25 protein-coding genes are annotated in these 24,075 nt (G+C 62.7%); 15 read left to right on the forward strand and 10 right to left on the reverse strand.

Annotation, left to right across the window (positions count from 1 at the left end; genetic code table 11):
• Positions 1-39: 39 nt before the first annotated feature.
• Both ACH79_RS27525 and ACH79_RS44310 read right to left on the reverse strand, forming a co-directional pair.
• Positions 40-654: an MBL fold metallo-hydrolase gene (locus tag ACH79_RS27525; RefSeq protein ID WP_246738151.1), complete on the reverse strand. Its 615-nt coding sequence runs from the start codon at positions 652-654 to the stop codon at positions 40-42.
• Between the two features lie 16 nt (positions 655-670).
• Positions 671-916, reverse strand: coding sequence for a hypothetical protein (locus ACH79_RS44310; RefSeq protein ID WP_246738152.1), 246 nt, complete (start codon positions 914-916; stop codon positions 671-673).
• A gap of 163 nt (positions 917-1,079) precedes the next feature.
• Here ACH79_RS44310 and ACH79_RS44855 point away from each other — a divergent pair, with 163 nt between their 5' ends.
• Complete coding sequence (locus ACH79_RS44855; protein ID WP_256380279.1) at positions 1,080-1,211, forward strand: hypothetical protein; 132 nt, start codon at positions 1,080-1,082, stop codon at positions 1,209-1,211.
• Positions 1,212-1,249: 38 nt separating this feature from the next.
• Here ACH79_RS44855 and ACH79_RS27530 read toward each other — a convergent pair whose 3' ends face one another.
• Entirely contained in the window at positions 1,250-1,561 is a 312-nt protein-coding gene (locus ACH79_RS27530) for a hypothetical protein (protein WP_161853733.1), read from the reverse strand.
• Between the two features lie 498 nt (positions 1,562-2,059).
• Here ACH79_RS27530 and ACH79_RS27535 point away from each other — a divergent pair, with 498 nt between their 5' ends.
• From ACH79_RS27535 to ACH79_RS27550, 4 genes are all read left to right on the forward strand, one after another.
• Entirely contained in the window at positions 2,060-3,148 is a 1,089-nt protein-coding gene (locus ACH79_RS27535) for a TRAP transporter substrate-binding protein (protein WP_161853734.1), read from the forward strand.
• 45 nt (positions 3,149-3,193) lie between these two features.
• Positions 3,194-3,766: a GNAT family N-acetyltransferase gene (locus ACH79_RS27540; RefSeq protein ID WP_246738153.1), complete on the forward strand. Its 573-nt coding sequence runs from the start codon at positions 3,194-3,196 to the stop codon at positions 3,764-3,766.
• Positions 3,767-3,948: 182 nt separating this feature from the next.
• Positions 3,949-5,238, forward strand: coding sequence for a sulfite oxidase (locus ACH79_RS27545; protein ID WP_161853735.1), 1,290 nt, complete (start codon positions 3,949-3,951; stop codon positions 5,236-5,238).
• Positions 5,238-5,585 (forward strand): hypothetical protein, encoded by a 348-nt coding sequence (locus ACH79_RS27550; RefSeq protein WP_161853736.1) that lies wholly within the window; start codon positions 5,238-5,240, stop codon positions 5,583-5,585. The genes ACH79_RS27545 and ACH79_RS27550 overlap by 1 nt, the downstream gene beginning before the upstream one ends.
• A gap of 19 nt (positions 5,586-5,604) precedes the next feature.
• Here the strand turns inward: ACH79_RS27550 and ACH79_RS27555 are convergent, their stop codons facing one another.
• The 4 genes from ACH79_RS27555 to ACH79_RS27570 form a co-directional block, all read right to left on the reverse strand.
• A complete protein-coding gene (locus ACH79_RS27555) occupies positions 5,605-6,594 on the reverse strand; it encodes a tripartite tricarboxylate transporter substrate binding protein (protein ID WP_161853737.1) in 990 nt (329 codons plus the stop codon).
• A 253-nt stretch (positions 6,595-6,847) separates the two neighbouring features.
• A complete protein-coding gene (locus tag ACH79_RS27560; protein WP_161853738.1) occupies positions 6,848-7,273 on the reverse strand; it encodes a hypothetical protein in 426 nt (141 codons plus the stop codon).
• A gap of 107 nt (positions 7,274-7,380) precedes the next feature.
• Entirely contained in the window at positions 7,381-8,136 is a 756-nt protein-coding gene (locus ACH79_RS27565; RefSeq protein WP_246738154.1) for a cupin domain-containing protein, read from the reverse strand.
• 1,146 nt (positions 8,137-9,282) lie between these two features.
• A complete protein-coding gene (locus tag ACH79_RS27570) occupies positions 9,283-10,236 on the reverse strand; it encodes a cyclase family protein (RefSeq protein WP_161853739.1) in 954 nt (317 codons plus the stop codon).
• Between the two features lie 1,218 nt (positions 10,237-11,454).
• On the opposite strand from ACH79_RS27570, the gene ACH79_RS27575 reads away from it, so the two are divergent.
• The 6 genes from ACH79_RS27575 (at position 11,455) to ACH79_RS27600 (ending at position 17,478) form a co-directional block, all read left to right on the forward strand.
• Complete coding sequence (locus ACH79_RS27575; RefSeq protein WP_161853740.1) at positions 11,455-12,174, forward strand: TetR/AcrR family transcriptional regulator; 720 nt, start codon at positions 11,455-11,457, stop codon at positions 12,172-12,174.
• On the forward strand, positions 12,171-12,956 hold the full coding sequence (locus tag ACH79_RS27580; protein ID WP_161853741.1) for an HlyD family secretion protein: 786 nt from the start codon (positions 12,171-12,173) through the stop codon (positions 12,954-12,956). The genes ACH79_RS27575 and ACH79_RS27580 overlap by 4 nt, the downstream gene beginning before the upstream one ends.
• A complete protein-coding gene (locus ACH79_RS27585; RefSeq protein WP_161853742.1) occupies positions 12,953-13,897 on the forward strand; it encodes an ABC transporter ATP-binding protein in 945 nt (314 codons plus the stop codon). Before ACH79_RS27580 ends, ACH79_RS27585 begins: the two co-directional genes overlap by 4 nt.
• Positions 13,894-15,060 carry an ABC transporter permease gene (locus ACH79_RS27590; RefSeq protein WP_161853743.1) on the forward strand — a complete coding sequence of 389 codons (1,167 nt, stop codon included), beginning with the start codon at positions 13,894-13,896 and terminating at the stop codon, positions 15,058-15,060. Before ACH79_RS27585 ends, ACH79_RS27590 begins: the two co-directional genes overlap by 4 nt.
• 183 nt (positions 15,061-15,243) lie before the next feature.
• On the forward strand, positions 15,244-16,551 hold the full coding sequence (locus ACH79_RS27595; protein ID WP_161853744.1) for an adenylate/guanylate cyclase domain-containing protein: 1,308 nt from the start codon (positions 15,244-15,246) through the stop codon (positions 16,549-16,551).
• A gap of 12 nt (positions 16,552-16,563) precedes the next feature.
• Positions 16,564-17,478: a PhzF family phenazine biosynthesis protein gene (locus ACH79_RS27600; RefSeq protein ID WP_161853745.1), complete on the forward strand. Its 915-nt coding sequence runs from the start codon at positions 16,564-16,566 to the stop codon at positions 17,476-17,478.
• Positions 17,479-17,582: 104 nt separating this feature from the next.
• Here the strand turns inward: ACH79_RS27600 and ACH79_RS27605 are convergent, their stop codons facing one another.
• The gene (locus ACH79_RS27605; RefSeq protein ID WP_161853746.1) at positions 17,583-18,047 is read right to left on the reverse strand and encodes a DUF488 family protein; all 465 of its coding nucleotides are present in this window, start codon (positions 18,045-18,047) and stop codon (positions 17,583-17,585) included.
• A 140-nt stretch (positions 18,048-18,187) separates the two neighbouring features.
• Here ACH79_RS27605 and ACH79_RS27610 point away from each other — a divergent pair, with 140 nt between their 5' ends.
• The gene (locus ACH79_RS27610; RefSeq protein ID WP_161853747.1) at positions 18,188-19,159 is read left to right on the forward strand and encodes a tripartite tricarboxylate transporter substrate binding protein; all 972 of its coding nucleotides are present in this window, start codon (positions 18,188-18,190) and stop codon (positions 19,157-19,159) included.
• A gap of 7 nt (positions 19,160-19,166) precedes the next feature.
• On the opposite strand, the gene ACH79_RS27615 is transcribed toward ACH79_RS27610, so the two are convergent.
• Positions 19,167-19,994: a DUF72 domain-containing protein gene (locus tag ACH79_RS27615; RefSeq protein WP_161853748.1), complete on the reverse strand. Its 828-nt coding sequence runs from the start codon at positions 19,992-19,994 to the stop codon at positions 19,167-19,169.
• A gap of 151 nt (positions 19,995-20,145) precedes the next feature.
• A complete protein-coding gene (locus ACH79_RS27620; RefSeq protein WP_161853749.1) occupies positions 20,146-20,772 on the reverse strand; it encodes a phasin family protein in 627 nt (208 codons plus the stop codon).
• 213 nt (positions 20,773-20,985) lie between these two features.
• Between ACH79_RS27620 and ACH79_RS27625 the strand changes: the two genes are divergently transcribed.
• From ACH79_RS27625 to ACH79_RS27635, 3 genes are all read left to right on the forward strand, one after another.
• Positions 20,986-21,186, forward strand: coding sequence for a hypothetical protein (locus ACH79_RS27625; RefSeq protein ID WP_161853750.1), 201 nt, complete (start codon positions 20,986-20,988; stop codon positions 21,184-21,186).
• A 249-nt stretch (positions 21,187-21,435) separates the two neighbouring features.
• Positions 21,436-22,566: a glycosyltransferase family 2 protein gene (locus ACH79_RS27630; protein ID WP_161853751.1), complete on the forward strand. Its 1,131-nt coding sequence runs from the start codon at positions 21,436-21,438 to the stop codon at positions 22,564-22,566.
• 7 nt (positions 22,567-22,573) lie between these two features.
• Entirely contained in the window at positions 22,574-24,073 is a 1,500-nt protein-coding gene (locus ACH79_RS27635) for a glycosyltransferase family 39 protein (protein WP_161853752.1), read from the forward strand.
• Positions 24,074-24,075: the final 2 nt, after the last annotated feature.

Below are 24,075 nucleotides of genomic sequence, written 5' to 3' on the forward strand. Positions count from 1 at the left end.
GATCGGCAGAGGTCGCTCTGATGCATGGGTTGTTCACGGTTAGAGATGCGAAAGCCTCGTTCTTTGCTGCCGTGCCCGCAGGATACCGAACGGGTCTTCCCGTTGGGCCAGCCTCCGATAGGTGGCCAGATCATCCTCCTGGATTGCCGGTCGCTCGCCACGTCGCCCAACAGAGCCCATGCCTGGTCCCAACGGCAACGAAGTGCCGACACCCGCATAAAGGTATCGATCACCGTAAGCCCGCTTCAACGCTGCAAATGTCGGCTCGCCGGTGCAGTGGCCCGGAGCGATATTCTCTACCTTGAACGTGTCCTTGAGCGCTGCCACGGCTTTGGCAATGGTCTCGTCCGAGGCGACGACGAGGTGGAACCCGCCGGCGATCAAGCGAATTCTGGGATTGATGGTTGTCGCAGCCTCGACGATCTTTTCGATCCCCGGATGCGCACAGCCGACCACGAGCACGACGCCGTCCGCGGTGTTGACGGCCAGCGACAACTCCTTGAGCTCCCTCGTGCCGGGGGCGTCGGACACTAGTGCAATCAACGTAATGCCGGGGGCAATTTCCGTTGTCTTGTCGATCGGCTCGATATTGGCCCGCTGCCAGGCGGTGCCAAATTTCATGACTTCCGGTGGCTTGCCGTCGTAATAGCGCATCTCCTCCGGTAAGGATTCATCCTTCCGGTATGTTCGCTGCGAAGATGTCCTGGTCGTTGCCTGTGTCGAACAGGATTCGTTTGCCCGATATTTCCACCAGTGCGGAGAAGCCCCAATCCTTTTTCATCGCCGCATCGGTGCCGAAAGCGTCGTAGAGGATGGTGATCTTGCCGGTGGGCTCAGCGGCTGCGATGCGCGTGGAAACCATGATGACGACGCCGGCAAGTGCGACCGCAAGAACAAGGGTTGTGCGAAGTTTCATGGAAGCTCCTCCTCTTCGAGAGACCCCCCATTTGCGCTTGCCTGTAGCTGCCTCCCGCGACCTCGCGATTGGGCGCTAGGTCAGCTCGCCGTCGTGCAGATGGCACATGATCTTCTGATCTGCCGTCGGCGGTCCTCAAGGGACTCTTCCAATCAGGCTGTTTTTGCCAACCGATCAGCGCGCTGGAAAACTACGCCTTGGCTTTGCAGGTGTCACTACGAAAGTCGCGATCGGGATGCGCACCGAGCGCAAGGTGATCGACAAGATCGTCGCCGGCCTCAAGTTTCACGGCTAGTACGCCGTGTTCGAGCCGCAACCGCCTGCTCCCGAAACTTACAGTCCGACAAATCCACGGAGTTTTCTGACCGTCTCGGCAGCGTCCCTGGCTTCCTCGGTTGTCAGGACGGTGATCTCGCCATTACGTCTGTGCATGACGCTGTGATGGATAGCCGCGCCTGAGAGACCGTCTACGTCCGACTTCACCGCAATGTCGTCGATTTCGGAGAGCGCAAACTCGACGGGTGTCTTGTTCCACAGCAACATTTTTCGCTGCAGTGTCGCCTTGCCGGAATCCTTGTCGAACGTAAGCGTGGTCGAGCCAGCTTTCAGAACCAGCTTGCTCGGACCTTCTTCGATACTAATCATGGCAGGTCTCCGCTTTTTCTGATACGGCAGGGCAGCTATCGGACGATGCGCCGATAGACGACGCTACCTGTCTCTGCGACCGGTGATGATGATTGCTGCCAGTACATCGCCGGCACTTCGAAGGGACGATTTACGGCCTGCTGTCTGCCTGGCAGACAAAGTCACAACTCCACATTCGAAGTTGCGGGCAATGCAAGTCTGAGGACAAGATGCCTACCGACAAGCATGTCCGCCTTCCCTGGGGGGTGGTCGCATCTTTGAAAATTTTCGCAAGGTTCATATGCGGTGTCGAGGGACAAATTGCCGCCGATGCCGGACCGATCTGGCTGGGGGGTGCGAGGAAGGGGACTTTTTGCCGAGCAAGTCCCGACATTCACCCCCTCACGGGCAACGTAGCGCTTCCACGCACGCGCCGAAGTTCGCTATGGTGAGGAACGAGCGGTCCCGGAAGGCCCTTTGCCCCTGGCAATGGACTGCAATCGAAGGAGTAAGCACATCATGAAACGCCGTACATTCCTCAAAGGCGGCGCCTTGGCCGGCGCGACGACGCTGGTCGCGGCACCCGCGATCGCGCAAGCTGCGCCCGAGATCAAGTGGCGGCTGACGTCGAGCTTTCCGAAGTCGCTCGATACCATCTTCGGCACGGCGCAGACCTTTGCGAAATACGTGGCCGACGCCACCGACAACAAATTCCAGATCCAGACCTTTGCGGCGGGCGAGATCGTGCCCGGCCTGCAGGCGCTGGATGCCGTGAGCACCGCGACCGTCGAGGTCGCGCAGACGCCACTCTATTTCTACATCGGCAAGGAGCCGGCGCTGGCCTACGCCACCGGCGCGCCGTTCGGCATGAACCATCGCCATCAGGGTTCCTGGTGGACGTTCGGCGGTGGCGCCGAGCTCTGCAACGAGGCGCTGAAGCCGTTCAAGGCGCATGCGATCCTGTGCGGCAACTCCGGCACGCAGATGGGCGGCTGGTTCCGCAAGGAGATCAAGACCGTCGACGACCTCAAGGGCCTCAAATTCCGCATCGCCGGCATGGGCGGCCATGTGCTGGCCAAGCTCGGCATCGTGCCGCAGCAGATCGCGGGCGGCGAGGTCTATTCGGCGCTGGAGAAGGGATCGATCGATGCCGCCGAGTTCGTCGGCCCCTATGACGACGAAAAACTCGGCTTCTACAAGGTCGCAAAATACTACTACTTCCCCGGTTGGTGGGAAGGCGGCGCCATGCTGCACATGGTGGTGAACGAGGAGAAGTGGAACGCGCTGCCGAAGCAGTACCAGGCGATCCTCAACCAGGCTGGAGCCGCAGCCGGTGCGTGGATGACCGAGAAATACGACAGCGTCAATCCTGCCGCGCTGAAGCGGCTGGTCGCGGGTGGGGCGGAGCTGCGCGCATTCCCGCAGCCGGTCATGGAAGCCTGCTATCAGGCGACCCAGGACCATCTGAACGAGATCGCCGAGAAGAGCCCGCTGTTCAAGAAGACGAAAGAGAGCCACGACGCCTACATGAAGGAAGTGCTGTTCTACACGCAGATCGCGGAAAACTATTACGACAACTATCTGCTCAGCAAAGCCCGCAAGAGCTGAGTTCTTCCCTTCGATGCGGCGGAGCCCGGCGCGAGCGCCGGGCTCATGGCGATGTCGGCGAATGCCGTTCAGCGGGATCGGCGCGCCGAAATTTTCAGAGCGTGGGCCGGCATGATCAGGAAGGCTGAAGAACAGGATGCCTCCAGTCTGGCTGCGGTGAGCATCGAGGTCTGGTTGAACACGTATCTCCGCAATGGCGTAAGCGCGTTCTTTGCGGACTATGTTCTTGCGGAATTCACGGCGCAAAAATTCCGAAGCGGGATCGGCGATCCCGAGCTGGCGATCTTTGTATCGGAAAACCAGATAGGAATTGACGGCTTCGTGACGGTTTGTTCAACGGCCACGCCGCCGCTGGCCGGCTGCTCGCCGCTGCAGATCAAGACCCTCTATGTTCAACCGCGTCACCAGTCGGGCGGACGCGGCGGCGCGCTGCTGCGCCGCGCTCTGGAGCACTGCCGGAGCCTGGGTGGTGACAGCGTCTGGCTGACGGTCGCCGCCGAGAACCGCCGGGCGATCGGCTTCTATCTTCGGCACGGCTTTCACAAGGTTGGTACTGCGGATTTTGTGATCGCCGATCAGGCCTATGAAACCCACGTCATGAGAATGGAGCTTCGCTAGACGTTGCCCGACATGCGCTGGTGTAGGGCAGGGAGGAGTGCAGAGGCTTCCCGCGCTGGCGCCTCGGCTTCCCTGACGTCTTGCGGCGCGACCGCAAAGCGCAAATACTCTTCCCAGTTGGATTCCCGAAGGGGAGTCCGGCCAAGAAGCCCGGGGAGCGGGCAACAAAGGGAGAGGACGTCATGGCGCGGGAAACCGGAGGCAATGCGGCTGATGGCAGCCATTTCGAAACCAGCCGACGCAGATTTCTGGGCGGTTCAGGCCTGGCGGCACTGGGCGCCGTGATGCCGCTGTCGCGCGACGGCGTCGGCATTCCGCAAGCGCATGCGCAGGCCGGGCCTGCCGCGGCTCCTGCGGCGGCCAAGGGACCGCAGTATCTAAAATATCCCGGCAAGAACGAAGGGCTCGTCGTGCTCGGTGAAAAGCCGCTGGTCGCCGAGACGCCGGAAAGCCTGCTCGACGACGACACCACGCCGATCGAAAAGTTCTACATCCGCAACAACGGGCAGATTCCGGAGGAGGCGAAGGATCCCGACGCCTGGAAGATCATCATCGATGGCGAGGTCAACAACAAGATCGAGATCACGCTCGGCGAACTGAAATCGAAATACAAGGCGGTGACGCGGCGCATGGTGCTGGAATGCGGCGGCAACGGCCGCGGAGCGTTCTCCCCGCCGGCGCGCGGCAACCAGTGGAGCAATGGCGGCGCGGGCTGCGCGGAATGGACCGGCGTGCCGCTCGCCGATCTCCTCAAGAAGGCCGGCCTGAAGCCGAGCGCGAAATATACCGCGCATTATGCCGCCGACCTGCATCTATCGGGCGACGCCAGCAAGCCGACCATCTCGCGCGGGGTGCGCATCGAAAAAGCGATGGACCCGAACACCCTTATCGTGTGGGGCATGAACGGCAAGCCGCTACCGAACATCCATGGCGGGCCGGTGCGGTTGGTCGTGCCAGGCTGGGCGGGCTCGGCGTCGCAGAAATGGCTGACCCGCATCACCATCCGCGACCGCGAGCATGACGGCCCCGGCATGACGGAGTTTTCCTATCGCACCCCGATCAAGCCGATGGTGCCCGGCGACAAGGGCGATCCGGCCAATTTCCGCATTCTGGAATCGATGCCGGTGCGCTCGATCATCACCAATCCCGCGAACGGCGCCAAGTTCGCGGCCGGGACCAAGGAGCTGAAGCTGCGTGGCGCTTCCTGGGCCGGCGATCTCACGGTGAAGCAGGTCGATATCTCGCTCGATTTCGGCTCGAGCTGGCAGCGGGCGACGCTGGAGAAGCCGAAGAATAAGTATGACTGGCAGCGCTGGACCGCGACCGTCAAGCTGCCGACCGACGGCTATTTCGAGATCTGGACGCGCGCCACCGATTCCAGGGGCGCGATGCAGCCGCATCTGGCCGGCTTCTGGAATCCGCAAGGCTATGGCGGCAACGCCATGCACCGCATCGCCGTGCTGGTGGGATGATGCAGCGTCTTGCGTGGTTCGCCGTCGCCGGGGCGCTCTGGATCGCGCCGGCCATGGCGCAAACAACTTTTACGCCGCGCGACGAGAGCCCGGAGGAATTTGCCGCGGGCGCCGGCCGCGACGAGACCTTCTACGCCTGCACCGCCTGCCACGGTTTTCGCCTGGTGGCGCAGCAGGGCATGACGCGGGCGCAGTGGGAGGATTCCATCAACCTGATGATCCGCCGCCACAACATGCCGCCGCTCGACGACAAGGATCGCGACAAGGTGCTGAACTATCTCGAAGCCGCCTATCCGCCCCGCGCGCCGGCGGGGCGGGGAGGCTGGGTGAACCCGTTCGCGAAGTGAGAAGCGCAGGGCTGATCCGCTACGCCGGCTCCAGGCCGAGCGCCTTGGCGCTCTCGATCCAGGTCGGCAATTCGCGCTGATACAGAGCATTGCTTTCCTTGAAGCCGAGCGCGGGATCCAGCACGAAAGTGGAGAGAACCTCCTTCACCTTCGGATCGGCATTGGCCGCCACGAAGAGTTCCGACAGCCGGTCGACGATCGGTTGCGGCGTCGCCTTCGGCACCGCCCAGCCGGTGAAGCCGCTGATCGTGAAGAACTTCGATGTCGCGCCCTGTTCGGGCAGCGTCTTGACGTTGGGGATCGCGTCGACCTTCTTCGAATGCACTGCGAATACGACGCCCTTGTCGCCCTGCAGCACGGACTGCGCGGCGGTGTAGCTGCCCATCGCGACATCGAGCGTGCCGTCCAGCAGTCCCGTCCACATCGGCGCTTCGCCCCGGTAGTGGATCGGTTCGATCTTGAGATCATACTGCTTGTTGAGTTCGTTGATGGTCATGTGCGGCGCCGAGCCCGCGCTATAGGTGCCGAAATTCACCTGGCCCTTCTTGCGCGCGAACGCGACGAAATCGTCCAGCGTCTTGACGCCGGACGCCAGGCTCGCGACCAGCAATAGCCCGGCGCCGGGGATGATGCTGACCAGCGTCAAATCCTTGTCCATGTCGTAGCCGGGGTTTTTGATCATGACCCGGTTCATGACGTAGGTGGTCGAGATCGAGCACAGGATGGTGTGGCCATCTCCTTCCGCGCGCGCGACTTCCGCAGCACCAATCGAGCCGGAGGCGCCCGCCTTGTTTTCGATGACGACGGTCTTGCCCACCTGCCGGGAGATGAAATCGCCGAAGGCGCGCGCCAGCAGGTCGGTCTGCCCGCCCGCCGGATAGCTGACGACCATGCGGATATTCCGCGACGGCCACCCAGCTTGCGCCGATGCGCCGCGCGAGAGCAACGGCATTGCGGCGGCGGCCGTACCGGCAGCGATGAAGTGACGGCGATTGAGTTTCGCGGACATGATTCCTCCCTGTTTTTGGGAAGCGTATCGCATCGCACGGCCACTGCCACGCGCGAAGGCCGGGACACATTGGCGCATCGATGAAATTTTGAGCGCTCTTCAGATGACCTGCGGGCGAGTTAACGCAGAATGCAACCGGATTTTTCCGTGCTGGAGAATATGTGAGCAGCACCGCAGCCCGGATGAGCGCAGCGATATCCGGGACGTGTGTTCCCGCATATCGCATTCGCTCATGCGGGCTACGGTAGTCGCGCTAAGACGACGCGGCGATATACGGAATGCTGCCGACGACGGCGACGAGCTGCACCGCATTGGACAGCATGCCGCCCCAATGCAAGCGCCGCAGCCGGCGCACCGCATCGGCATCGCCGGCGTCCCTGGCGTTGAGCTGGACATCCCACTGCCGCAGAAACCAGCGCCGCGACCAGACCGCGAGCGCCGTGATCAAGCCGATGCCAATGGCGAAACCCGGCCGGCCGGTTGCCGCAAAAACCAGCGTCCCGATCACGCCTGCAATGCTCGTCATCAGGAAATGCGCATTGAACATGCCGCGTAACAATTGGGTGACGGGCGGGATGTCGAGCTTCACCAGCAGAAAGGCGGGCGAGGCCAGAAAGAAATAACCCATCGGAAAAAGCAGGATGACGATGACGGCTAAGGCAACTCCGTCTGACGTCATGCGATCACCCCTTCTTTTTCCCATCAATCGGGCGAGGGCCTTGCGGCGGCAACCTATGATGATACCGCCGACCGGCTTGTACCATTAGGCCTTGGTCGGATACGGCCTCAGCCGCGCTTGCCGCCAAGCGAGACGAAGGCCATCAGGCATGGCTCCGGCAACGGATTGCGCCAGCGATGCCGCGTGCCGTTCTGCACGATGCAATCGCCCTGGCGCAGATGCACCTTCTCGCCATCGTCCAATTCCAGCGTCATCTCGCCGCGAACCACAACGCCATAATCGATGGTGTCGGTGGTGTGCATGCCCGGGGCGCTGCGATCGAAATGGTCGCCCATGCCTGGAAGCTTTTCCGACAATTCTCGCAAACCGCTCTCAAAGGTGACGCCCGGCGGCGGCTTGTAGCCTTCGGGGCGCTTCGGCGGATATGAAATCAGCCGGAATATCGTGCCGCCCGGGCCGGGAAAGCCTTTCGTCCCTGGCAGCATCGGATCCGGCTCCAGGCCGGTGAGGGCAGGCACGCCCTCCGTCCTGTAGAGTTCGTAGAAGGTCAGTCCCGGGTTGGCATCGATCTCCACCATCTTGGACGTGACGTCGAAGGACTTGAACACCGACTTGCCGGCCTCATTGCGGCCCGTCAGCGCCCGCTTCGGCGGCGGCAGTTCGCTCGCATCTTTCGCTTCGGCCGATTGTGACACCGCGGCGAGGGCGCCGCCGCCGACCATCGCGGAGAGTGCCTGCAGCACCTGGCGCCGATCGCCGCCTTTGAATCGTTTAAATGAAAGCTCCGCATCGTCAGCGGATTCGTTCTTGCTCTTGCTCCGTGGCCACCACTGCCAAGAAAACCGCCAAGAGAACCTGCCCATTTGCGTCTCTCCTTGTAGCGTGCAATCAACCTGCCGTTACAATCAAAGAATGAACGGCGAGCCGCGCGCAACTGTAACAAGGATGAAGATATTGGCCAGCCTACTTCCGGATAGGGCGAGGCTGGAAGGCGTGGGCGTGCGCCCTTTATCGCAACGGCGTGTTCAGCCTGTCGCCGATGACCTGGTAGAGGCGTGACGCGATCACCGCAGCGAGTGTCGATGCAACAAGGGCCATTGTGCCGAGCCACAGCAGGCTTGCCACCACTCCGGTCAGGGTCCGCGGGGTCGCCCAAACCCAGGCCTGCAACAAGGAGATTACCGCGAGGCCGAGCAATCCGATTGGGATGAACGGCAGGGATCGTTACTGCAAGGGCAAACCAGATATGATTGCGTGTATCGCGGATCGCATTTTGCCAGCCGGCTCCGGGGGCATCGACGGCCACTGCCGGAAACAGCACGAGGAGCTGCAGGACCATGAGCCAGGCGACGATGCGCGCAGCGGCTACGATCGGCGAATCAAGATCGAGGGGAGGTCGATCGAAGTAATAGACAGGATTCTTCGCCTCCGCGAGCGTACCTAGGGTGGATGGGAAACTCATAAGAACAACAGTCACGGCGAGCCAGCCGAAGAACAATTGAAAACGCGGGCTGGACGGCTTGAAATCATATCGCGTTGCCTCCTCGCCGAGGAGCACAAGCCGGTGGACCGCGAGCAGAAACGGCGTCAGCAGGAAACAAAGTCCGACGAGGATTGCCAGCCGCATAGCTGCCTGGCCGAGCGGATCATAGGTCAGCAGCTTCGGCCCAACCGCCGCCGCAACGCTCCCGACCGAAAGGATCAGATAGGCGAACAGGGCCGGCCGCCAGGCCTTTCGCAGTGCGTGGCACAAATCCCAGTAGGCCCAAAACAGCGCAGTCATAACGGAGGGGCGGGGGCGATCCATGCAACACTCTTGCGACAACGGTCGGCATCATTATTCGGGCGCAACCTTAAGGAGACCCTTTCCCGCATCGTTAACGCACGATGACGCTGTCTATGTCGATTTGCACGATCTCATTGACAGAGCGTAGCCCGCATGAGCAACGCGATATGCGGAGCCTACCGCCCCGCATATCGCTTCGCTCATGCGGGCTTACTTGCTACTTTTACCTCACCGCGATCGGCGAAACCGTGGAGCCCGAGCCGCCCTGAATCTTCAGGGGCTGCATCACAAAGGCGAACTCGCCGACGCCTTTTTGCGCAAGTTCATCGAGCTTGAGATTTTCCAACAGGTGAATGCCGTTCACCACCAGCGCGATCTGGTGCACGGGTAGCGACAATTGCTTGTCGGGGTTGGGCGCGACCTCGACCGGCCAGTTGTCGGCGCCGAGCAGCATCGGGTCCTTCGTGGCGAGCCAGAGCGCGGCCTGCACGCCAATGCCGGGACAGGACTTTACGTAGCGCGGATTGTCCTTGCCGTAGAGCTTGCCCCAGCCGGTGTGGATGATCACGGCGTCGCCGGGTTGCAGTGTCAGGTTCTGCTTTTTCAGCGCGCCTTCGAGATCATCCACGGTGATTTCGTAATTGTCCCCGAGCATCTCGACGCCCTTGAAGGCGGCGACGTCGATCAGGACACCGCGCGTGAACAGCGCGCCGACATTATGGATGCCGAACTTCTTGAAGCCGGTGCGGTCGGCGTTCTCGTCGACCTTCTGGCAATTGTACCAACTGTTGAGATGGGTCTGGTGCGCGAAGCCGTCGAACTGCGTGCCGACCTGTCCGAGCTCGGTGATGATGATCTCTTCGTTCGAGCCGCGCATGTTGGAGAACTGGTTCATGAAGGTGCGCTTGGTGTGCACGTCGAAGCGCCGCGTTCCGAAGAACGCCATGCTGGGACCGAGCACGTGCGCCAGTTCGATCACTTCGCCTGATTTGATCAGCTTGGCGGCGTTCAGCACGGAAGCGGGCTTCTGATGATTGGTCGAACCGCGCTCGTCGGCCGCGCCCCATTTCGACGGACAGCGCTGGCTTTCGGTCGGCACCGTCCAGGTCGGTGCCTGCGCATAGGCGGCGGCGGAAAACGCAAGCGTGATCGCCGCACCCAACGTGAATGCTTTCATTTCAAATCCTCCCAAATGAGGGCGCTCTGGCTCGGCACCCCTGACGCAGATAATGCGGGTGCCATCGCGGCCAATTCAAGTCCGATGACGTGCCGGAGGCGGTGGCCCATCGGAAGTTGCGGCGATGTCGGTGACATGAAGGTGTCAGGAATGGTGTGTGTGCGTCATGCCTGTGGCCTTGGCAGCAAGTTCGGAAGTCGCGTCGTGGCCTCTCGCCGAGCCCCATCCTGGCCGGAGGTCACCCGTTTGCGCCAAAAAACTAATTTGTTGTGCAGATTCAAACTGATTTGGGTCGTCCAGTCGTCGGCGCAAAAATATACTGCTTTCCCTCGCACCCAAATCAGCGGCAATTTCCGCGCGTCTCGTCCCGGCAAGAGGGGCGTATCGCGATCGTCACGAACGCGGGACGAGATGCGATGGACGCGAGGGCGTCGGTGCGCACGGTGATTGCAGGGTGAGTGAACCTCATGAGCGACCAGCGGTGCACAAGATGAACGGCGCTTGCTTCCGCCTTCGCTAACGCTCGTCGGACGGGTACCAAGCCCGGCGAAGCCTCTTGGCGAAGACGGGTTGCGTACGGCAAAACCGTGTGGTCCTGACACCCGTGGCTGGTGCCAAGCTGCCGGTGACTAATCTGATCCAACCGGATCGAGTTGGTCATCAAGCCGGCAGTGACGGAGGCCAGAGGAATTCGGCTCCGGGGAGAACACGGCATAAGCCGTCAAACCATTGCGCAGGGAATGCCGGACTGCTCCGGCTGTACCTGTATGCTCGTGTGCACATTTCTATCCACACATTGCACACGAGACCGCGGGTGCGGCGAGCACCCGGCATTCCCTGCACCCTCTCATTTGGAGGGGAGAGGACGTCAGATGCAAACCTCGGGCGCGGTGCGTCGCGAGATCGCGAAACTATATCCACCGTCATTGCGAGCGCGGCGAAGCAATCCATTGTCAACTCGCATGCGGAAAGATGGATTGCTTCGCGGAGCCTGTCATCGGGCGGCGCTTCGCGCCGACCCGTTGGCTCGCAATGACGGGGGTGGGCCGCAGATCATCGGATACCCCACAAATGCGGCATATGACGCTCCCTCGACGCCCCGCAAAATCCTCTAAACGGCAGCGCGATCGGGGGCACGCCGATTTCGGTCACGCCCATGTGAAAGGCCGCTTGCGGATCCAGATTGACTATGACTGACTAGTCAGTCATATATGGGGCATGACAAATGAAGCCACCAAAACCGCTAGGAAATCACGCCCTAAGCCGGCCAATCGCCGGGCCGAGGCGAGGGCGCCGGCTGCCTCGAAGCCCAAACCCGCTTCCAGGCCCGTCTCGAACCGCGCCGAACGCGCCGCCGAACGGCGCGGCGCCATCATCGAGGCGGCGATGGACGAGTTCATTGCGCGTGGATTTGCGGCAACGCGGCTCGATGACATCGCCAAGCGCGCCGGCGTCGCCAAGGGCACGATCTACCTGCACTTCAAGGACAAGGAATCGATGTTCGAGGAACTGATCCGCACCGCCATCGTTCCGCTGGTTGTCCGCCTCAGTTCGACGCCGCCGCCACCGGGCGCATCGGTTCGCGACATGGTGGAGATGTTCGCGCAAAGTTTCATCAAGGAGGTTGCGAGCACACGGCGCGGCGATCTCGTGCGCCTGATCGTGGCCGAAGGGCCGCGGTTTCCGGCGGTGGCCGACTTCTATTACCGCGAGGTGGTGACGCGCGGTCTCTCCGGCATGCGCGCGCTGATCGAACTCGGCATCAGCAAGGGCGAGATCAAGCAAAAGAACCTGGCGCAATTTCCTCAGATCATGGTGGCGCCCGCGCTGATCGCCGTGATCTGGCAGAGTCTTTTCGGCCGACACGCGCCACTGGATGCGATCGCGATGTTCCGGGTGCATCTCGATCTGATTTTTGGCGAACGGAGAACGGCATGACTTCGTCGCGAACGATAACGATCCTGGCCGCGCTGGCACTGGCCGCCGTTCTCACCGGCTGCAAGGAGCGCAGGGATCCGGGCTTTCAGGGCTGGGTCGAGGCCGACATGATCTTCGTCAGCCCCGACGAAAGCGGCCGCGTCACCAAACTCAACGTGCGGGAGGGGGACGAGGTCAAGCCCGGCGATGCCCTCTATACCGTCGACGACGATTTGCAGCAGGCTGACCTCAATCAGAACAAGGCGACGCTTGCCAATGCACAGCAGACCTATGACCGCGCCGCGTCGCTGAGCAAGACCGGCTCCGGCACGCAGGCGAACCTCGATTCGGCGACCTCGGCGTTGCGCGTCGCGGAAGCCCGCGTCAATACCTCGCAGACCCGGCTTGCGCGGCGCAGCGGCTTTGCACCGGTCGGCGGCACCATCCAGCAGATCTATTTCCGCGAAGGCGAGATGGTGCAGGCGCAGCGGCCGGTGTTGTCGATCATGCCGCCCGGCAACATGAAGGTCCGCTTCTTCGTGCCGGAGACGGAATTGCCAAAACTTTCGATCGGCGACGAGGTGAAGGTGACCTGCGACAATTGCGCGGCCGATCTCACCGCGAAGATCTATTTCATCGCGACGACGGCGGAATATACCCCGCCGGTCATCTACAGCCTCGATGAGCGCAACAAGCTGGTCTACCTGATCCAGGCGCGACCGAGCCGGCCTGATGCCTTGCGTGTCGGCCAGCCGATCAGCGTGTTCCTCAATCCAAGGACGCCGGTGGCGGTCAAGCGATGAATGCAGCGCCCGCATCTGCACCCGACATTGCCATCAATGTCGAAGGTCTTTCAAAATCGTTCGGCGGCCGCGAGGTCGTGCATGATCTCTCGATGCAGGTGAAGCGCGGCTCGATCTACGGCTTCCTTGGGCCCAACGGCTCCGGCAAGACCACGACGATCCGCATGCTGTGCGGGCTGTTGACGCCGGACGCCGGCGAGGGCACCTGCCTCGGCTACGACATCCGCCGCGACGCCGACAAGATCAAGCGCCAGGTCGGCTACATGACGCAGCGCTTCAGCCTGTATCAGGATCTGTCGGTGCGCGAGAACCTCGAATTCGTCGCGCGGCTGTACGGCCTGCGCGACGCGCGCGGCGCCGCTCGCGAAATGATCCAGCGGATCGGCCTGAACGGCCGCGAGGAGCAGCTCGCCGGCGAGCTTTCCGGCGGCTGGAAGCAGCGGCTGGCGCTCGGCGCCTGCACGCTGCCCAATCCGCAATTGCTGCTGCTGGACGAGCCGACCGCCGGCGTCGATCCCAAGGCGCGGCGCGATTTCTGGAACGAGATCCACGCGCTCGCCGCCGAAGGGCTGACGGTGCTGGTCTCCACTCATTACATGGACGAGGCCGAGCGCTGCCACGAGATCGCCTACATCGCCTACGGCCATCTGCTGGCGCATGGCACGGTGGACGAGGTGATCGCGAAGTCGGCGTTGTCGACCTGGACCGTCTCGGGCGACGACCTCAACGGGCTTGCGGCCGAACTCACCGGCAAGCCGGGCATCGACATGGTAGCCCCGTTCGGCACCAGCCTGCACGTTTCGGGGCGTGACAAGTCCGCGCTCGAAGCAACGATTGCTCCTTACCGCGACAGGAGGGGATGGCGCTGGGAGGACTCTGAACCGTCGCTGGAAGACGTGTTCATCGATCTCATGACCCGCTCAAAGGACAATTTCCAATGAGTGTGACCGACGTTGCCGGGCAGAATCGCGACGTGCCGGAGCCGGGCTTCGGCTTCTGGCGCCGCAGCTATGCGATGCTTGTGAAGGAATTCATCCAGCTCCGCCGCGACCGGGTGTCGTTCGCGATGATCGTGATGATCCCGGTGATGCAGCTATTGCTGTTCGGCTATGCCATCAACACCACGCCGCGCCATCTGCCGACGGCGGTGCTGGTACAGGAGGACAGCGATCTGGCGCGCTCGGTGCTGAAGGCGATGGAGAATACCAGCTACTTCCGCTTCACGCGCGAAGTGCACAGCGTCGCCGAATTCGACGATCTCCTGCAGTCCGGCAAGGTGCTGTTCGGGGTCGAGATCCCGCGCGGCTTCGAGCGTGCGGTGCGTCGCGGCGACCGTCCGGCGCTGCTGGTCGCCGCCGACGCGACCGATCCGGTCGCGGCCGGCTCTGCGCTCGGCTCGCTCGGTGCCCTGGTGCAGACCGCGCTGGCGCATGACCTCCACATCGGCGATCCGCCTGAGATGCCGTTCGAGATCAGGGCGCATGCCCGCTACAACCCGGCCGCCGAGTCGCGGCTCAACATCGTGCCCGGCCTGGTCGGCACCATCCTCACCATGACCATGCTGATCTTCACCGCGCTGTCGGTGACGCGCGAGATCGAACGCGGCACCATGGAGAGCCTGCTGTCGATGCCGATCAGGCCGGTGGAGGTGATGTTCGGCAAGATCATCCCTTACGTGATCGTCGGCTTCGTCCAGGCCACGCTGATCGTCAGCATTGGGGTCCTGCTGTTCGGAGTGCCGATCCTCGGCAGCGTGACGCTGCTGGCGGCGCTGACGACACTGTTCATCACCACCAACCTGTCGATCGGCTACACCTTCTCCACCATCGTGCAGAACCAGCTGCAGGCGATGCAGATGTCGATGATGTTCTTCCTGCCCAGCATTCTCCTGTCCGGATTCATGTTTCCGTTCGCGGGCATGCCGGTCTGGGCGCAATATCTTGGCGAGGCGCTGCCGCTGACCCATTACATCCGCATCGTCCGCGCCATCATGCTGAAGGGCGCGGCGCCTTCCAACCTGCAGTACGACACGATTGCACTCATTGCACTGATGCTGGTGGCGATGACGATCGCCGTAACGCGCTTCCGTCGCACACTGGACTGAGAGTATAAATGCTCGCAGCAAGTAGTCGGTGGAGAGTGTGCCGCGTCATTGCGAGGAGCGAAGCGACGAAGCAATCCATCTCACCGCAAGCGGCGGCGTGGATTGCTTCGCTTCGCTCGCAATGACGGCTGAGACGGACGCGGCTTGAGTGCGATAGACGGAAGGCCGGCAACAGGTAAGGCGATGGCAGGGTTCTGGGGCAAGAAGGAAGACGGGAAAGAGCTGGCGGTCTCGCCCGACTTCCAGCGCGCATTGACGCAGGAAGTGATGGCGACCGAGCTGCTCCGGATCAAGGCGCTGATTGCGACGACCGTCCTGCTGTCCGCCATTCTCTGGACCGTCTATTTGTTCGCGCCCGAGAAGGTGAGTCAGGTCTGGCACGGCAATCTCAAGCCGCACTATCTCTATTCGGTGATGGTGCCGTTCATCCTGTTCGAGCTGTGGGTGCATGGGGCGATCACCCGGCATATGCGCGAGGGCCGCGACCTGCCTCTGTTCAGGCGCTATCTCGGCGCGCTGATCGAGACCTCGATGCCGACGGTTGCGCTGGCCCTGCACATTAACAGCATGGGGTCGGTGGCCGCACTCGGTTTCGTGGTCCCAATGACCTATTTCATCTTCATCATCCTCTCCACGCTACGGCTGGATTTCTGGCTTTCAACTTTCACCGGCTTCGTCGCGGCGGCGCAGCTGCTTGCGATGGCGCTGTTCTATCATCCGGACCCCGGCCAGGAGCCAAACGTCTTCTATCATGCTGCGCGTAGCCTGATCCTCCTGATCGGCGGCGTGCTCGCCGGCGCGGTCGGGCATCAGTTGCGGCGGCAATTCGAAAAGAGCATCAGGGCCGCCACAGCACGCGACCGCATCACCAACCTGTTCGGCCAGCACGTCTCGCCGCAGGTGGTGGAACGCCTGATGGCGGAAGGTACGCGAACCGACAGCGACATCCGCCGCGTTGCCGTCATGTTCGTCGATTTTCGCAGCTTCACCGCAGGCGCGCGCACACGCACGCCGCAGGAAGTGGTTGATAGGCTCGACGGCGCGTTCGCGGTGCTGGTGGAGATCCTCGATCGCCACGGCGGCATCGTGAACAAGTTTCTGGGCGACGGATTTCTGGCGCTGTTCGGCGCGCCGCTGGAAGCGCCGGACCCGGCGCACCGGGCGGTCGCCGCGGCGCGCGAGATGCTTGAGGCCAACGAACGCGCCAATGAGGGGGCGTCCTGGCCGCTGCGCATCGGCATTGGCATTCACCTCGGCGAAGTGGTCGCCGGCAATATCGGCTCGCCGCGGCGCAAGGAATACACCGTGATCGGCGACACCGTGAACTTCGCCTCAAGATTGGAGGCGCTCAACAAGGATTTCAATTCGCAATTCTTGATCTCCGAAGCTGTTCGCGACGCGCTCGGCGAAGCCTGCGGCGATGCCATCTCGCTCGGCGAGGTCGAGGTCAGGGGCTATGAGCGGCCGATGGCCGTGTGGCGGTTGGGATAGGGGAGTATCGACATGCAGCGGCGTTACATCACTGTGGACGTTTTCACCGATCGCGCCTTCGGCGGCAATCCGCTCGCCGTGGTGCTCGACGCCGGCGGGCTGTCGACCGAACAGATGCAGGCGGTCGCGACCGAGTTCAACTATTCGGAAACGACCTTCGTGCTGCCGCCGGCCGATCGCGCACACGACGCGCAAGTTCGCATCTTCACCGTGAATCGGGAGATACCGTTCGCCGGTCATCCCAACGTCGGCACCGCCTTCGTGCTGGCGACGCTGGCGGACAAGCCGCCGGCGCGGCTGTTGTTCGAGGAAAAGGCCGGCCTCGTGCCGGTTGAGGTCGTGACCGAACAGGGCAAGGTCGTGAACACCGAATTCACCGCGCCGCAGCCGTTGAAGCGGATGTCGCATGTCAGCGCCGAGCAGGCTGCGGCTCTGCTTACATTGTCGGCGAGCGATGTGAGAACTGACCGGCATCCGCCGCAGGTAATCTCGGTGGGGCTGTCGTTCGTCGCGGTTGAACTCGCCTCGCGCGAGGCGCTGCGACGGGCAAGACCCGATGCGCCGGCGTTCGCCAAGACCTTTCCGTGCGACGGCAGCGATGCGGTCTATCTCTACACCCGCGACGTGCCATCAGGCGAAAAGCCGTGCGACTTGCAGGCGAGGATGTTCCATCCCGGCGCCAGCGGGCTGTCCGAAGATCCGGCAACCGGCGGCGCGACGGCGGCGGCCGCAGCGCTGCTCGCCGATCTCGACGACATGAGGGATGGCGAGCTGAAATTACGGATCGGGCAGGGCGTCGACATGGGCCGGCCGAGCCTCTTGCTCACGCGCGTCCGTAAACAGAGTGGCAAGGTCGCCTCCATTCATGTCGGCGGCAGTAGCGTGAAGATGATGGAAGGAACCTTTCAGCTGGCGGGAGAAGGGTGAGTGAAACTATCGCCGCATCGTCATTGCGAGCGAAGCGAAGCAATCCATCGCGCGGCATATAGAAAGGATGGATTGCTTCGTCGCTTCGCTCCTCGCAATGACGATCAAACCTGCGGCGCGACGAGATTCTCCACCTTCACGCCGTCGCGATCCTCGATGATCTCGGCGATCCATTGCCGGTGACAATGCGTATGATCTCGCTCGTAGCAGAGAATGCAGATCGGACCTGACTTCTTCACCAGCGCCGACAACTCGTCGAGCTCCTCCTTCGCCTGAGCCGTCTTCAGATGCGCCGAATAGATCCTGTGCAAGAGACCGAACTTGCCGCTGCGCGCCGCCTCGCGGCCGGACTTCGGCGTGCCCAGCCCCTTCAGGTGCAGATAGGAAATGCCGCGCTCGTCGAGGCCGGCCGCGAGCTGATTCTTGGAAAAGCCCGGCCGGCGCGACGCCGCCACTGCGCGTACATCGACCAGAAGCTTGACGCCGGCGGCTTCCAGCTCGTCGAGTACCGCCTTCGCCGGCGTCTGCTCATAACCGATGGTGAAGAGGCGCTTGGTCTTGCGGGCCATATCGATCCAGACATTATGTCGCTGGCACAAGGCTACGGTACTGGCCGTTCGATGGCTACATCCGCGTTGCCGACAGGGACGGCATACCACATAGTTGCGGCAAAGAGCCAGTCGCTGGCCGTTGCCACAGGGGGAATGCAATGAACCGAATTTGCTGCTCGTTGACGTGGATGCTCGCATGCCTCGTGTTGGGTATTGCCGCAGCGCACGCACAGGGCGGCTACCCCGATCGTGCGGTGAAGATCATCGTCCCGATCGGTCCCGGCGGCAGCTACGATCTGGTCGGACGGCAGCTGGCGGACGCGCTGTCGAAGCGGATGGGGCAGGCCTTCGTTGTCGAGAACAAGCCGGGCGCCGGCACGGTTGTTGGCACGCAGGCGGCAAGCCAGAGCGAGGCGGATGGCTACACGCTGGTGGTCGGCGGGCTCTCCAACATGGCCTTCAATTCGGCGCTGTATTCCAAGCTCGCCTACGATCCGCGCAAGGATTTCGTGCCGGTCGCGCTGATCTACAAGTTCGGCTACGTCATGGTCGGCCGCAAGGATCTGCCGCATGGCAAGCTGGCTGACATCGTCGCGGCCGCAAAGGCCAACCCGGGCTCGATCTCGGTGGCGACCGCCGGCGTCGGCACCGGCCAGCATCTCGTGGCCGCCGCCTTCATGAAAGCCGCGGGCGTGAAATTTCAGGAAATACCCTACAAGGGGTCGCCGCCGGCCTTCACCGATCTGCTGGCGGGCCGCATCGACCTGTTTTTCGATTCGAACGCTGCCGGGCTCCCTTACGTTCAGTCGGGCCAGGCGAAAGGCATTGCGCTGCTGTCGTCGAAGCGCAGCCCGCTCGCGCCCGATGTGCCGACGATGTCGGAAGCCGGCGTATCCGGCCTCGATGTCGATTCCTGGCTCGGGATCTTCGCGCCCGCCAAGACGCCGCCGGAGGTGATCGCAAAGCTGCGCCGGGAAATCCGCGCCTCGCTGCCCGAACTCAAGGACCGCTTCGAGAAGAGCGGCGGTGAGGTGTGGGATCTGCCGGACGATAAGGTCGACGCCTTCGTCGCCTCCGAATACGAGAGCTGGACCAAGCTGATCCGCGAGGCCGGCATCAAGCTCGATTGACGCCGGATTACTTCACCCGCTCGATCAATTCCATCGCACCCGCCGGCGCGCGCACCTTGCCCTCGTGGATCACATAGGCAAATACGTCGCGCGGCGCCTTCGCAGGCTTGGCGGTCTTGTCGACCCGCGGCAGATCGTCCGGCTCGCCACCGGCGGCCCAGGCCTGGAAGCGCTTGGCCCAGGCGTCGAGCTGCTTCGGCGGGTAACACGTCTTGAGCTCGTCATTGCCCTTCTGCAGCCGCGCATAAACGAAGTCGCTGACCACATCGGCAATCGCGGGATATTTGCCGTGCTCGGCGAACACCACCGGCGTTTCGAACTCGCGCAGCAAGGCAACGAACTCCGGCACGCAGAAACTGTCATGCCGCACCTCGACCACGTGACGGAGCGCGCGGCCGTCGAGCTTACGCGGCAAGAGCTCGAGGAATTTGCCGAAATCGGCGCTATCGAATTTTTTGGTCGGCGCGAACTGCCAGAGCACCGGGCCGAGCCGGTCGCCAAGCTCCATCACACCGGAATCGTAGAAGCGCTTCACGGAATCGCCGGCCTCCGCCAGCACACGGCGGTTGGTCGCGAAGCGCGGTCCCTTCAATGAGAACACGAAACCATCAGGCACTTCACGCGCCCATTTGCGAAAACTCTCCGGCTTCTGCGAGCCGTAATAGGTGCCGTTGATCTCGATCGAGGTCAGTTTCGACGCGGCATAGGACAGCTCCTTCGCCTGCGCGAGTTTCTCGGGATAAAAGACCCCGCGCCACGGCTCAAAGGTCCAGCCGCCGATGCCGATATAGATGCTGCCGCTGTTTTTCGCGGTCGATTTGGAAGCCTTGCTCACGGGAAGACTCTTCGGAAGAGGGGCGGGATGTGGCCGATGTTAGCCACATCGGCTTCCATTGGCCAGTTTCCAAGCGAAATCATACGAAAAAGGCTCCGGAGCCCCGGAGCCTTTTGCATCCCATTTGCCAAGCAGATTCGCCGGATGCCCGTTACGACTTGCCGCGTGTTTCCGGCGCCTTGCCCACCAGGCCCTGAAATGGCTGGAAGGTCTGCTTGGCGAGCTTGCTGTGAAGTTCGCAGATCTTCTGCGACTCGGCCACGGAGTTCTCGTAAGCCCGCTTCACAAATTCGCTTTGAACCGTCATCGCCTTGTCAAGCGAGCGAACGCTGCTGAGCTGTTCGACAAAGGATCCGAATTCCTCGAGCGATTTCCGTGTGTAGTCGCGATAGGCGTTGGCGATGGTCTGCAGGCTCACCGGCGCGGGCTCCGCCGCCGACTCGACCGGTGCGGGCTGAACCGGCGCGGACTCGACTGGTGCAGGCTCGATCGACGCGACCTCGGCCGGCGCGGGCTCGACCGGCGAGGGTGCCGGCTGCAGCTCAGGCGACGCGGCGACGGCTTCGACCGGGGTGTCGACAGCCGGCTGATCCAGCTTCGGGCTCTCCACGTGAGCGGGCTCCGGCTGCAGCTGACGATCCTGATCCGGGCTTTGCAACTCAACCGGCGCCGGACTCACGGTCGGGCTCTCTTGAGGCGCAGCTTTCTTGCCCCGCTCTCCCTTCCGGTTGCGCCGTCCGGATTTCCCGGCCGGTTTGCCCTGATCTGTATTCGACATCTTCTTCCCCTATTCCTGTCAAATCAAAGGTCGAGACTCTGCCATGTTTGCGATCTAATAGCGGTTCTTGCTTGTCAGTTACACGGCACTGGCGTGGTGAGATTTTGAAGGATGGCGCCGACGACCGGTTTAGCTAGCGGCGACGCTGCCGACTATTCCTCAATACGCTTGTTCCGTGATATCTGTTCCCGATTAGCTGAGGGGTAGCTGAGTATGAATTCGCAGTCAGTCGCGGGTCTTTTGGGAGCCATCGTCGCCTCGATCGTGATGGTGGTTGCGGTTGCCTATGGGCCGATCGGCCAGTTCGGAAAGCCCGTCAAGCAGCCGGCCAGTCTCCAGCAACCGGTACCGGTGCAATCGGTTCCTGTGGCGCCAGCCCCGCGCGGGCCGGTGATTCGGGAAGTGCCGAATTAGGTGAGGCGGCATCCCCCTTGCGGAACGCCGCCGGCGTTCCCATATGCCATCCAACGGCGACGTTGACGCTTCAAAGCTCCGGCGCTGGGACGACCATGAATAGTTTGGCTGCGCCGGATGTACGCGCGCCCTCTGTTCGTGGTCGTTGGCATTTTAGGCGCCTTCTTAAGACCGTTTTCCCCTATTGATTAGCTGTTCCGGAACCCACGCCTTGGCATGTCGGGCGGCTGCGGATATACGCTGGCGGCCATGAATCAAGCCATCAAACCGAGCCCCGAAGCCCCGTCGCAGGCCGGTTTGCCTGAGCTTTCGGTCGTTGTTCCGACCTTCAACGAGCGCGACAATGTCACCGTGCTGTACCGGCGGCTGGAAGCCACGCTGGCCGGCATTGCCTGGGAAGTGGTCTTTGTCGACGACAATTCCCCTGATGGGACCTGGGAAGTGGTGCGGGGGCTGGCGCGGAAGGATTCCCGCGTGCGCTGCATCCGCCGGATCGGGCGGCGCGGACTGTCGGGGGCCTGCATCGAGGGTATTTTGGCCTCGAGCGCGCCCTATGCGGCGGTGATCGATGCCGATTTGCAGCACGATGAAACGCAACTGCCGAAGATGGTTGCGCTGCTGCGGAGCGGCGAGGCGGAACTAGTGGTCGGCAGCCGCTATATCGAGGGCGGCAGCGCCGATAGTTTCAACAAGCAGCGGGCAGGGGCCAGCCAGCTTGCGACCGAGGTCGCCAAGCGCACGCTGAAGGTCGAAGTTGCCGATCCCATGAGCGGCTTCTTCATGATCCGCCGCGACCGTTTCGAACAACTGGCGCCGCAGCTCTCGACCCAGGGCTTCAAGATCCTGCTCGACATCATCGCGACCGCGCAAGGCAAGCTGCGCACGATCGAAATTCCCTATACCTTCGGTTCGCGCCAGCACGGCGAGAGCAAGCTCGATTCCATGGTGGCGCTGGACTTTCTCGGTCTGGTGCTGGCGAAGCTGACCCATGACGTGGTGTCGCTGCGCTTCATCCTGTTCGCGATGGTCGGAGGCACTGGCCTTATCGTGCATCTGGCGGCGCTGTTTATCGCGCATGAGATCTTCAGGGAACCGTTTGCGGAGGCGCAGGCCGCCGGCGCGCTGGTCGCCATGACCAGCAATTTCATCCTGAACAACTTCCTCACCTATCGCGACCAGCGGTTGAAGGGATTTGCCATCCTGCGCGGCCTGTTGCTGTTCTATCTGGTTTGCGGCGTCGGACTGCTCGCCAACGTCGGCGTCGCGTTCGCGGTCTTCGACCAGGAACCGATCTGGTGGCTTGCGGGGCTTGCCGGCGCGCTGATGGGCGTGGTCTGGAATTACGCCATGTCCGGACTGTTCGTCTGGCGCAAGCGATGATCGGAAAATGAGTCCCATCGAGGCGCGGGTTGCCCTCAACACGAGTCTGGCGATCCTGGCGCTGGTGGCATTGCGCCTGATCGCGGCGGCGTTCACGCCGATCACCTTCGACGAAGCCTATTACTGGATGTGGTCGAAGCATCTGGCCGGCGGCTACTACGATCATCCGCCGATGGCCGCCGTGGTGATTCGGCTCGGCACCCTGATCGCAGGCGATACCGAGTTCGGCGTGCGGCTGGTCTCGATCCTGCTGGCACTGCCGATGAGCTGGGCGACCTACCACGCCGCCGCGATCCTGTTCGGCAGCCGGCGCGTCGCCGCCTCGTCGGCGATCCTTCTCAACATCACGCTGATGGCCGCGGTCGGCACCATGATCGTCACGCCGGACGCGCCGCTGCTGGTGGCGTCCAGCCTCCTGCTGTTTGCGCTCGCCAAGGTGTTGCAGACCGGCCGTGGCGTGTGGTGGCTGGCGGTCGGCGCCGCCGCCGGTTGTGCGCTGCTGTCGAAATACACCGCGCTGTTCTTCGGACCGGCGATCCTGATCTGGCTGATCGCCGTTCCCAAGCTGCGGCACTGGCTGATCTCGCCTTGGCTTTATCTCGGCGGGCTCGTGGCGCTCCTGCTGTTTGCGCCCGTCATTCTCTGGAACGCCGAGCACCACTGGGTGTCCTTCATCAAGCAGATGGGGCGGGCGAGAATCGAGGATTTCCGCCCGGCCTACATCGCCGAACTGATCCCGACACAAATCGCGTTTGCGACGCCACTGGTGTGGATGCTCGGCGCGATGGGGCTCTACGCGCTTCTCCGCCGTCGGGCCGGCGCGCTGCCGGCGCGTGCGCTGATCAATACGATGTTCTGGATCATCGTTGCCTATTTCGTCTGGCATTCGCTGCATGCGCGCGTCGAGGCCAACTGGTTTGCGCCGGTCTATCCGGCATTTGCCGTCGCCGCGGCGGTCGCGGCGCACCTGGTCGAATGGCAGCCGCGCTGGCAGCGGCTGGTCGATTTCTGCCGGCGCTGGGCGGTGCCGGGCGGCGTCCTGATGTTCGTGCTCTTGGTCGTGCAGGCCGACACCGGCATGCTGTCGGGCTATCGCCGCGATGCCACCGTGCGCAGCGTCGGCATCGGCTGGCGCGAGACGGCCGATGCCATCGAGGCCGTGAGGGCGCGGACGGGGGCGACATGCGTGCTGGCGTCGGATTACGGCACCACCGGCTGGCTCGCCTTCCATCTGCCAAAGGACACTTGCGTCGCGCAGCAGAACCAGCGCATCCGCTGGGTCAACATGCCCGAGCCCGATGCGGCGCAACTCGCCGGTCCGCTGCTCTATGTCCGTGAGATCTGGCCCGGGGATCCTCCGTTAACGGACACGTTCGCCAGCGTCGAGAAGGTCGGCGAGGTCGAGCGCAAGCGGGGTCCGCTTCTGATCGAAACCTATGCGCTGCATCTCCTGCGCGCGCCGAAGCGCGAGGTATTCGACCGCACGCCGCCGCCGGAATTGCAATAGCG

The sequence above is a fragment of the Bradyrhizobium sp. CCBAU 051011 genome (assembly GCF_009930815.1).
Classification (GTDB): Bacteria; Pseudomonadota; Alphaproteobacteria; order Rhizobiales; family Xanthobacteraceae; genus Bradyrhizobium.